Source organism: Mesorhizobium sp., assembly GCF_017306585.1.
Classification (GTDB): domain Bacteria; phylum Pseudomonadota; class Alphaproteobacteria; order Rhizobiales; family Rhizobiaceae; genus Mesorhizobium.
This window is the reverse complement of sequence record NZ_JAFKIC010000027.1, coordinates 1-9263: the sequence shown is the minus strand read 5'-3', so window position 1 is coordinate 9263 and position 9263 is coordinate 1. Positions and strand designations below refer to the sequence as shown.

At 61.0% G+C, this 9263-nt stretch carries 13 protein-coding genes; 7 read left to right on the top strand and 6 right to left on the bottom strand.

The window, feature by feature from the left end:
• Window positions 1-146: 146 nt before the first annotated feature.
• Both J0I79_RS00955 and J0I79_RS00950 read right to left on the bottom strand, forming a co-directional pair.
• A complete protein-coding gene (locus tag J0I79_RS00955) occupies window positions 147-362 on the bottom strand; it encodes a histone H1 (protein ID WP_292854504.1) in 216 nt (71 codons plus the stop codon).
• A 414-nt stretch (window positions 363-776) separates the two neighbouring features.
• Window positions 777-1091, bottom strand: coding sequence for an EthD family reductase (locus J0I79_RS00950; protein ID WP_292854502.1), 315 nt, complete (start codon window positions 1089-1091; stop codon window positions 777-779).
• 226 nt (window positions 1092-1317) lie between these two features.
• Here J0I79_RS00950 and J0I79_RS00945 point away from each other — a divergent pair, with 226 nt between their 5' ends.
• The 3 genes from J0I79_RS00945 (at window position 1318) to J0I79_RS00935 (ending at window position 3719) form a co-directional block, all read left to right on the top strand.
• On the top strand, window positions 1318-1410 hold the full coding sequence (locus tag J0I79_RS00945; RefSeq protein WP_292854499.1) for a putative RiPP precursor: 93 nt from the start codon (window positions 1318-1320) through the stop codon (window positions 1408-1410).
• An 879-nt stretch (window positions 1411-2289) separates the two neighbouring features.
• Window positions 2290-3027 carry a helix-turn-helix transcriptional regulator gene (locus J0I79_RS00940; protein ID WP_292854497.1) on the top strand — a complete coding sequence of 246 codons (738 nt, stop codon included), beginning with the start codon at window positions 2290-2292 and terminating at the stop codon, window positions 3025-3027.
• 26 nt (window positions 3028-3053) lie between these two features.
• The gene (locus J0I79_RS00935) at window positions 3054-3719 is read left to right on the top strand and encodes a GntR family transcriptional regulator (protein ID WP_292854494.1); all 666 of its coding nucleotides are present in this window, start codon (window positions 3054-3056) and stop codon (window positions 3717-3719) included.
• 230 nt (window positions 3720-3949) lie between these two features.
• On the opposite strand, the gene J0I79_RS00930 is transcribed toward J0I79_RS00935, so the two are convergent.
• Both J0I79_RS00930 and J0I79_RS00925 read right to left on the bottom strand, forming a co-directional pair.
• Window positions 3950-4438 (bottom strand): GNAT family N-acetyltransferase, encoded by a 489-nt coding sequence (locus tag J0I79_RS00930; RefSeq protein WP_292854492.1) that lies wholly within the window; start codon window positions 4436-4438, stop codon window positions 3950-3952.
• Between the two features lie 94 nt (window positions 4439-4532).
• On the bottom strand, window positions 4533-5537 hold the full coding sequence (locus J0I79_RS00925; RefSeq protein WP_292854489.1) for an NADP-dependent oxidoreductase: 1005 nt from the start codon (window positions 5535-5537) through the stop codon (window positions 4533-4535).
• 107 nt (window positions 5538-5644) lie between these two features.
• On the opposite strand from J0I79_RS00925, the gene J0I79_RS00920 reads away from it, so the two are divergent.
• Window positions 5645-6541: a LysR family transcriptional regulator gene (locus J0I79_RS00920; RefSeq protein ID WP_292854487.1), complete on the top strand. Its 897-nt coding sequence runs from the start codon at window positions 5645-5647 to the stop codon at window positions 6539-6541.
• 334 nt (window positions 6542-6875) lie between these two features.
• On the opposite strand, the gene J0I79_RS00915 is transcribed toward J0I79_RS00920, so the two are convergent.
• Window positions 6876-7229 carry a hypothetical protein gene (locus J0I79_RS00915; RefSeq protein WP_292854484.1) on the bottom strand — a complete coding sequence of 118 codons (354 nt, stop codon included), beginning with the start codon at window positions 7227-7229 and terminating at the stop codon, window positions 6876-6878.
• 216 nt (window positions 7230-7445) lie between these two features.
• On the opposite strand from J0I79_RS00915, the gene J0I79_RS00910 reads away from it, so the two are divergent.
• Together J0I79_RS00910 and J0I79_RS00905 are read left to right on the top strand one after the other, a co-directional pair.
• The gene (locus J0I79_RS00910) at window positions 7446-7751 is read left to right on the top strand and encodes a hypothetical protein (protein ID WP_292854481.1); all 306 of its coding nucleotides are present in this window, start codon (window positions 7446-7448) and stop codon (window positions 7749-7751) included.
• A gap of 120 nt (window positions 7752-7871) precedes the next feature.
• Window positions 7872-8141: a hypothetical protein gene (locus J0I79_RS00905; protein ID WP_292854478.1), complete on the top strand. Its 270-nt coding sequence runs from the start codon at window positions 7872-7874 to the stop codon at window positions 8139-8141.
• Between the two features lie 99 nt (window positions 8142-8240).
• On the opposite strand, the gene J0I79_RS00900 is transcribed toward J0I79_RS00905, so the two are convergent.
• A complete protein-coding gene (locus J0I79_RS00900) occupies window positions 8241-8333 on the bottom strand; it encodes a putative RiPP precursor (RefSeq protein WP_292854476.1) in 93 nt (30 codons plus the stop codon).
• 744 nt (window positions 8334-9077) lie between these two features.
• Here J0I79_RS00900 and J0I79_RS00895 point away from each other — a divergent pair.
• A partial coding sequence (locus tag J0I79_RS00895; protein WP_292854474.1) for a hypothetical protein occupies window positions 9078-9263 on the top strand: 186 nt, incomplete at its 3' end.

Below are 9263 nucleotides of genomic sequence, written 5' to 3'. Positions count from 1 at the left end.
TCCAGATGAAGATGGATATCGATCACTTCAATGAAGCGTACCCCAACCAGGTACCGCTGCCTCTCTTCCTCGACTTCACCGATGATGTCGCCGAAATGGAGGCTAGGATACGCGCGGGCAAGGACGTCGAGGGCGACGCCGCCTAGTTATTTTTTCTTCCAACGGGCATTTGCCGCCGCATGAGCAATCTCTGATCGTTGCTCAGGCGTGAGAACTTTCATCCTAGCAGCAGCGCCTTTGATACCACCTTTGCGGGCGCTTGCGAGCGGCTTCTTGTCTTCGGCCTCGCCCGTGGCGAGCGCTACAATCGACTTAGCCAGTTGATTGGCGTCGCGCGGGCGCTTGGGGTGCTTCTCTGTCATGCTGCACTCCGAACCGCACCAGGCGCTAGGTTAAACCCTGCCAAGGCGTTTGGACTGAGCCGTCCGACAACGATAATTGTTGTGTCTTGCGAACTGCCGCTCGCTGAGCGAATTCTAGATACAGACTGCACATCGTCATCGATTGCGGCGTACCACACTTCATCGATATAGCCGCTCTGGTCCATGTAGAGTGTGCGAACCAAAACGATTCTGCCGAAAGGGTCTTTCGTCATGCTGCCAATATGGCATTGCAAGAGGTCACTTCAAAGGGTCGATTTCAAACTGACGAACTGACGGGTCGCCATCCCATCGTTACCTGCAGGCGGGCGTGCTGGCTGCGTCACCATAGATTAGCTGCGTCAGGGCTACGTCGGCCCCGAAAGTTCGATGGCTGCGCCTGACGCGCCGAAGCCCCTACTTTTCAACGATCTCGCTGAACTGCACGATGGGCGCAATGTCCGTGTAGTTGGCGACATCAGCGACGATCTCCGCGCGGTGGGGACCGAACGCCGCCTGGAATATCGCCAGGGTCGGCGAGTAGACGTGGCAAGCCGCGACGAACTTTGGCGCGCTTCCGGCTTCGGGACCTGCAAGACCTCTCTCGATCTCGTAGCGCAGGCAGGCGTCGCCGAGCCGTTCCTGGATCAGCGGCAGATGGCGGGTGCGATAGTAGTCGTGATCGAACTTCGAGCCGCCATCGGCCGGATAGTAGACGCTCATCTTGATCATGGTCGGGCTCCTGTCTGCACGCCTCTGCGAGCGTCCGAGGGCTTCTCTAGCTCGCCGACCCGTAAAGCGCACATAGATTTTGGGTGAAGCGAATTCGACGGGAGCAAGGTGGTTTCGCCGTGCGGGACAGGAACCGACGGCGGCCATCCCCTGCCCGCGAGCCGGCGCCGCTTGACAAAGCGACAGCCCGCAACGACGCTGGCCCTGTCAATCCGGGGGATGAATCATGCGCAAGACCTATGAAAAGCCGGTGCTCGCCAAGCGGCAGAAACTGTCCGCCGTGACCGCGCAGGAAGCGACCTCGCGCCAGACAGGCTGACGCCCGGCGGCCTTATCGGCGCCGCACGCAGATTGGCTTGATTCCGCGGGGGTGCCGAGTCCCGTTGCGTGGAACCGTTTCAATCGTATGGGCGTTACCAGCTTGGATCGCCTCCCATTCGATCCATTACTCCTCCAGTCCCCGCCAGGCTTCGGCCGGCGGGGTCTTCTCTTCATTTAGCGATAACTTGACAAGCCTATGGTGATGGAGCTTACCTCTGACTTGAGGGGCGAATGGGGACTCAGATGAAAAAGACCTATCAGAAGCCGCTTCTGGTGAAACGTGACAGGCTGTCGGCTGTGACCGCGGTCTGCCCGCCTTCGCGGGTCTGCGGCTGATTTTTCATTGGTGGGCCCGGCGTGATTCCGAAAACCGGGATTCGGTTTTCGGGAATATTCCGTTTGGGAAAACAAGGGGGACTACATGAAGAAAAATTACGCAAAGCCGACACTTCTGAAGCGTCAGAAACTGTCCGCGGTGACAGCGCAAGCTTGTCCGGTTTCACACTGCACTGTTGACTAAACCGCTCAAGACAGGCCCGCATGGCATGTCCTGAACAAAGCCCGCTCCCCTTCCGGGGGCGGGCTTTTCCATTGCAATGGAACGATCGTCGCGCTGACAGATTTACCGACATGGCCGGTCGGTGGGACGCCCGGCCTACTCCAGAAGGCCCGTCGCGATTCGCGTCGGCGGCGGGCCTTTCCTATGCTCCGTTCCCTATGCCCTAGTACACCGCGCCATATTGGCCAAAGGTCCTATGCGAGGCCGGCTGCGGAACATGGGATTGGTATGATAAATATGATATAAGCTTCAGCTTAAATATCTGGTTCGCAATCGCTTGGGATAACTGGTTCGAACGTCAATCGCGGGGATGATGTCGTGCCAATTCGCGAAAACCTCGCCGCCAACCTCAGGCGGCTGGTGCAAAGCCATGCATCGGTGAGCGCGGTCTGCCGCGGCATCGGCATCAGCCGCACCCAGTTCGACCGCTATCTGCAGGGCCGCACCGTGCCGAACAAGGTCACGGCCAAGCTGATCTGCGATTATTTCGACATCGACGAGAACGAACTGTACCGCGAGCCGGCGGCGGCGCAGGATGACGGGCACGCATCGCTGCGCCACAGGCTTTATGAAAACCTCGTGCGCCCGCCCTCGCCGGCAATCGCCGGCGGCACCTATTTCACCTATTTTTCGGTTCCGGGCCGCCCTGACCTGCTGATGCGCTCGGTCACCTTCGTGCGGCGCGAGGCCGAGCTCGTCACCTTCAGGCGGGTGACGCGATGGGCCCCGGGCGAAAACCGGGGTGGTGCGCGAGTGCCCGGCAACCATTACGGGGTGGTGATCGCGCGCCTGAACTGGATCTATTTCAGCGCCCTGAACAGCCGCCAGACCAGCGAGCCGTCGATCGTGGCCATGCAGTGGGCGCCGATCTCGGAGCCGGTCCTGGTCGGCAGGGCCATGGTGCTCACCGGATCCGGGCCGGCCTTCGTGTCGGCCATCATGCGCCAGCATGTCACCTGGATCAGCAGGCGGCAGGCGATGCGCATGGCGCATATCGTCAGGCTCGACGATCCCGCCGTCGATCAGCTAGTGGTCAGCCTGATGCGCGAGGGCTAGGGTGTGCCGGCAAACAAGGGCCTTCTATGCTCAACAGTTTCGATTATGGCGGCAAGGAAGCCGATATCGTCCGCGCGCTGGAGGAAGACATCATCTTCGGCAGGCTGGCGCCCGGCACGCGCCTGGTCGAGGATGCGCTGCTTGCCCGCTTCCCGGTTTCGCGCCACGCCATAAGGCAGGCGCTCTACCAGCTGGAACGGCTGGGTATCGTCACCCGCGAGCGCAACAAGGGCGCCATGGTGCGCCTGCTGTCGCCGCGGGAGGTGCGCCAGATCTACGAGGTGCGCGAAATGCTGCAGCGCCAGGCCGCGCTGATGATCCGCCTGCCGGCCGCCGACGCGCTGATCGCCGAGCTGGCCGAAATCCACCAGACCTACAGCAGCCATATCGACAGCGGCTATCTCAGAGGCATCCACGAGGCCAATGACCGCTTCCACCTGACCATGTTTTCGGCCTGCGGCAACGCCTATCTGGTGTCCTCGATCGAACACTACATGCGCCTAAGCCTGCCGGTGCGCGCCAATTCGCTGGCCGACCGCGACAAACTGGAAATCTCGCGCCAGCACCACCTGATGATGATCGAGGCGCTGAAGCGCGGCGACAACTGGGTGCTGGCGCAGCTCTGCATCGACCACCTGCAGCCGAGCAAGGATTTTTATCTCCGGGAGATCGAGGCGGAAGCGGCGGAATAGGTGATCAGGGCCATGTTCATAATGGCCGCCGCTTGGCGCTGCCCCTCACCTGCCTGCCGGCATCCTCTCCCCGTCTAGTGACGGGGAGAGGCGCGCTGTGTCCGTCGGCCTCGCCAATCAGCAACATTGCGGCAAGAGTGCCAACGTCGCGGCCAGCCACTCTCTCCCCGTCACTATACGGGGAGAGATGTCCGGCAGGACAGTGAGGGGCAGCGCCAACGGTAGCGGCGCTACAGCGTCCTCTTCATCACATCGAACATAACCCCGGAAAATTCCATCCTCTCCACCGGGCGCCAGCCAAATCCGGCGTAGTACTCGGTCAGCCGGCCAGTGACTGCGTAGAGATAAACCTCCGGCCAACCGCCGCGCCTCGCCGCCTCGCATATGCCTGCAATCAAGGCCCGGCCAATTCCCTTGCCCCGATGTTCGGCCGGCACATACAGGCTGGAGAGCCAGGGCCGCCAACAATCACGCGATGGCAGATCGCACTCGACCAGCAATCCCGCGCCAACGGGAAGCTCGCCCAGAAAGGCGCAAACCAACGCTTCATTGCGGCTGTCCGCGACCTCGGCGCACCAGGAAAGCGTGTCCTCATAGCTATGACCTTGCTCGCGCCCCCACTGCGCGCTCAACCAGCCCGCCACCACGGGAATCGCTGCCGAGCCGCTGGCGAGCGGCACCACCCGCACAGTCGGAGAATCACCGTCGACCGGGATCACGCTGTTGATGAGCCCCTCCCCCTGAAACGGGCTCTCCTGCCAATTGCCCGCACCAGAACATACCTTGCAGGGCCAGCCAGCGCGTTACGATCCATCATAGCTTGACCAGCTGTTTGCCAAAATTTTCCCCCTTCAACATCCGGATGAAGGCGTGGGGAACGGTTTCGATTCCTTCCAGAATATCTTCCCGCGTCCGCAGAAGACCCGCTTTGTACCAGGATAGCAGATCGGCAATTGCCGATGCGTATTCGGCCTCATGGTCGTCGAGCAGGAACCCTTCGATCCGCGCACGCGTAATCAACGTCCGTCTGAGGTGCCTGAGGCCGATATCGGGCTGATCGAACCGGTCGGCCAGGGCAATGGTTCCGACGACGACCACTCTGCCAAAGGCGTTGAGGTTCAACATGGCTGCATCGTGAATCGGCCCGGCGGTATTGTCGATGAAGACATCGACCCCCTTGGGGCAGGCGGCGGCGACATCCCTTACGAGATCGGCCGAGCTTCGATGATTGACGCCGGTCCGGTATCCAAGCTCCCTGCACCATTCAAGCTTCTCGTCCGAGCCCGCGACCGCGACCGGATCGAGCCCTTTGATCCCAGCGATCTGCCCCGCGATCTGCCCCACCGCACCTGAAGCAGCAGAGATCAGCACCGTTTCCCCTGCCTTCGGGTTCGCGGTCTTGAGGAGGGCAAAGTAGGCGGTGAGACCGGGCATGCCGAGATAGCTCAACGCCGACTGAACCGGAGCGTCCGTAATTGTCACTCGTTTGGCCGATGCGGCAGGGATAGCGCTGAATGGCTGCCAACCGGAATAGTCGCTCATCACGATGTCGCCTGGCTTGAAGTCTGGAGACTCGGACGCAACGACTTCGCCAATTCCGCCCCCGCGCATCAGATCGCCAAGCTTGAAACCGGCAGCGTAATTCTTCGCCGGGCTGATCCGGCCCCGCATATAGGGGTCGACCGAGAGCCACAAAGTCTTCACCAGCAACTCACCATCCGCCGCCTCGGGAACTGGGCGGTCCTCCAGGACCCAGTTCTCGACGGAAGGCATTGCGGAGGGGTAGCTCCGAAATATCCAGCTGGGATTGGTGGACATGTCCATCTCCTCAAATTGAGCGTTACCCGCTCTGATGCACGATTCCGATTTCCGTGTTAATGCGAGCTAGCCGAGAGACATTGTTTTGCATTTCGGAATAATGACGAATGGATATGATTGAAGCCATGAAGGTGGCCGTGGCAGTTGCCCGGCATAACAGCTTCTCCGCCGCGAGCCGGGATTTGCGCCTCTCCCCCGCCTCGGTGAGCCGCATTGTGGCGGAGCTGGAAGCTGACCTCGGCGTACGGCTCTTCAATCGTACCACCAGGCAGATCAATCTGACTGATGCCGGGATGGAGTTCGTGCAAAAGGGCACTTTCCTCCTGGAGGAGTTTGATCTGATGCGGAGCGCGGTACGCGAACGCCACGAAACCCCGCGCGGCCAGCTCCACATCTCCTGCGTAACGGCCTTTGGCAATGAGTGCCTGGCGCCAGCGATTCCTGAGTTCGTGCGACGCTTCCCGCAGCTCGATGTCTCGGTCGACCTCGGCAATCGGCTGGTCGATCTCATTGGAGAGCATTTCGACGTTGCCATCCGGGTAGGGCCTCTCAACGATTCGTCCCTGATTGCGCAGAGGATTTTCACGCAGAGGATCGTGTTCGTCGCCACGCCCCGGTTCTGTGAGCAATATGGAACACCCAGGACCCCAGACGAAATCAGTGCTTTCCCGTCCGTTACCCAGATCAGCGGCGAATGGGGGCGCGTACACAAGTTCTCCCATGAAGGAAAAATCATCGACTTCGAAGTGCCGCGGCAACTGACGATGAACTCGGCGCGAGCGGTGAGAAACGCCTGTCTTGCGGGAGGGGGTTACTCGCTCCTGAGCGATTTCATGGTCGCCCAGGATATAAAGGAGAACCGCCTCGTACGGCTGCTGCCGGACTATGAACCCGTCGAGCAACCGATCTTCGCCTTCTACGCACAGCGACGCCACACCCCACGCAAGATCAGGGCGTTTGTCGACTATCTGGCGGAGGTGTTCGGCGACAAGGAAACTATGTGAGACCTTCTGGCATCTCTTTTCCGAGACATGGTCGCCACATGTTCATCGGCCCGCGCGAAAAGCTCTCGCCCGCCATTACCGCCGCCGCGACGCTGATGATGGGGGCTGTCGATCGTGTTTCTGGTGGTGGCCAACATCCTGGCCCGCCGCGGCCAGGGCAAGCCGGCGAAAGGCGGCTGACAGAAAAATTGCCGGCGACGCTGAAACTTTTCACCACCCGCTACGTAGCTGCGGACATCGCCTCCCAGGCGATGACTAGACCCTCCAATCAAACCCCGTCGGCCCGGCCGGTGGGGTTCTTTTTCGAGCGGGAACAATCATCGTGCCGGGATGTTTATCCCTCGGCTTCTGGCCGCGCGGCTTGCGCGCCGTCTTTCGCCCAGTAGTGGTCGGATATTTTCCGGCCATTTTCCAGGATGCTGGCGGCGATATCGGGATTTCCGCCGACGAAGGTCTCGGGATCCGCGCCGCACAGTAGCGCGAACAGCTTCTGGTGGGCAACGGCGGCAAGATAGTCGCGGCTTGGCGGACTGTCGCGGAACTCGCTCGATCGCAGTGCTTCGGCGGCCTGCGCGGCGGCATCATCGATAGCGCGCTGGATCGCGGCCATCATGGCCCGCTCGGCGCTGTCCTGCACCGCGATATAGTGCCGTTCAGCCGGTGTAGGGACGGGGCAGCTCTCGCTCATCGGTTTCCTCTGGTGGGCCGGAACGCGGGATTGGTCATATCAGGGATCGCGGCACGATTATACGGCGAAATCCCGGGAAGGTTTCAAGATCTTCAAAAATATATTTTCCAAACTCCGGCTTTTTCCTCCCAACAAATCGGAACCCCATCCAATTCCTTCCGTTTCAACCTTGATCGTTGCTTGGACGGTCATAAAGCAACAGGGAAGGATTACGCCATGAATATCAAGATGATCTGCTTTGGCGCAATGGCGCTTTCAATGGTTGCCGGCTCTGCTCTCGCCGCCGGCGCGAACGGCACGTCGGCCCTCGACGATCCGGCCAAGATGCAGCCCTTCTATACCGACTCCAGCATGAAGACGCTGCGCGGCAATGACGACTTCGTCAAGGCCTGGAAAGCCCTGACGCCGGGCGACCAGACCGCGATGGTGAAGGCCTGCGACGACGAGGTCCAGAACGCCAACCCCAGCAACACCCATCCGGAATTCTGCAGCAGCGTGAAGGCCAATGGCGGCGGCAAGTAACGCCCCATTCGCCCGGCGGACAGTCCCGTGCACGGGGCTGTCCGCCTCGCACTGCACTTGCGTCATCAGCAGTGATGGATGATTGTCGCATCATTGGGGAAGGCTGCGGAGACTGGTGAAATGGAAGCGGTCAGGCGCCGGCGCGGCTTCTTCGGCTGGTTTTTCCTGCTCCTGTTCATCGGCTTCAACACGCTGATGCTGTGGACCGCCGAAATGGGCCTGGGCGCTTCCGATAAGCTGCCGGGCCTCAGCACCAATGTCTTCAGCCTCGGCATCGATCTCGGTGCCGCCATCGGCGTTGCCGCCTTTGTCGTGTTCTGGGCGCTTGGCTTCCTGCTGCTCGGCCTGCTGGTCTATCTGACGCGCGGCCGCAAGGTCATTGAGCCGTGAGCGCGTGGCGGGAAGCGTAACCGCCTGATGGCCTGTAGCCAACACTCCAGTTGCCTGACAGCGAACCGCCAGGCCTCCGCGAAGTGCGGTGACTTCGGATCAGCCTGACTTGCCCGATATGACGACGATCGCCGTGACGCATGACAGCCGCTCGCGCCTGATGAATACCGGCTTTTCGTAGGTCTTCTTCATCTTGTCCATGGCCCCAGTGACGGCGCCAGAAGGCACCGGGTGCGAAGCCTTGTCAAGCTATGGCTGAAGTCAAGCCATGCCTGAAGTCGGGCGACGGCTAAACCGCCCGCGCCGGCATGGGCGCGGCGCGCCTAGAACTTGCCGGAGACCACGAACGCGACAACGCGGGAAAGTTGCTCGCGCTTAGTGAGCGTAGGCTTCTCGTAGATCTTCTTCATGAATATGCCCCAAATGCCCAGTGACGTCAGGCACATGGATGCAGCCGCGCTAATACGTCAAGCAGGCCCCGGGCGTCAGGCCGGGTCCTCGCGAAATGTTGATCGACCCGGCCTGGCACCCATGTGCCGGCCGCCTGCACTCAATTCGGGCACTTCGAAATCGAAGGCGCGCAGGCCGCTGTGACCGCCGACAGCTTCTCGTGCCGCGCCAGAGTCGGCTTTTGATAGGTCTTCTTCATCTGGCGCACTGCGAAGGCGGACACGCCACCACGGTGGACAGTTTCTCGCGCTTGCAAAGCGCCGGCCTGACGTAAGTCTTCTTCATCGCTTGATCCCCTGCCTCGTCCCTCGACCCGGAATAGAAGCGTGCCATCGGCACTTGTCAAGCGACAGCTAAATTAGACAGGCCTGGCATGATTTCTCCGCGGCCGTCCTTGTTCTCACCTTGTTGCACTGCAAAAAGTATGGTGCATTGCAATATCACCCGGTTGCCATCGCGGCCGGGCGCAACCCGCAAGGAGGCCTCGTGGCGACATCGTTCCGGGCGGACATTCAGGGCTTGCGCGCGCTCGCCGTCGGCGGCGTCGTCGCCTATCATTTCGGCCTCGGCGCGCTGCCGGGCGGCTTTGCCGGCGTCGACATCTTCTTCGTCATATCGGGCTGGCTGATCACGACGCATCTGATGGGCGAGATCGCCGAGACCGGCCGGCTC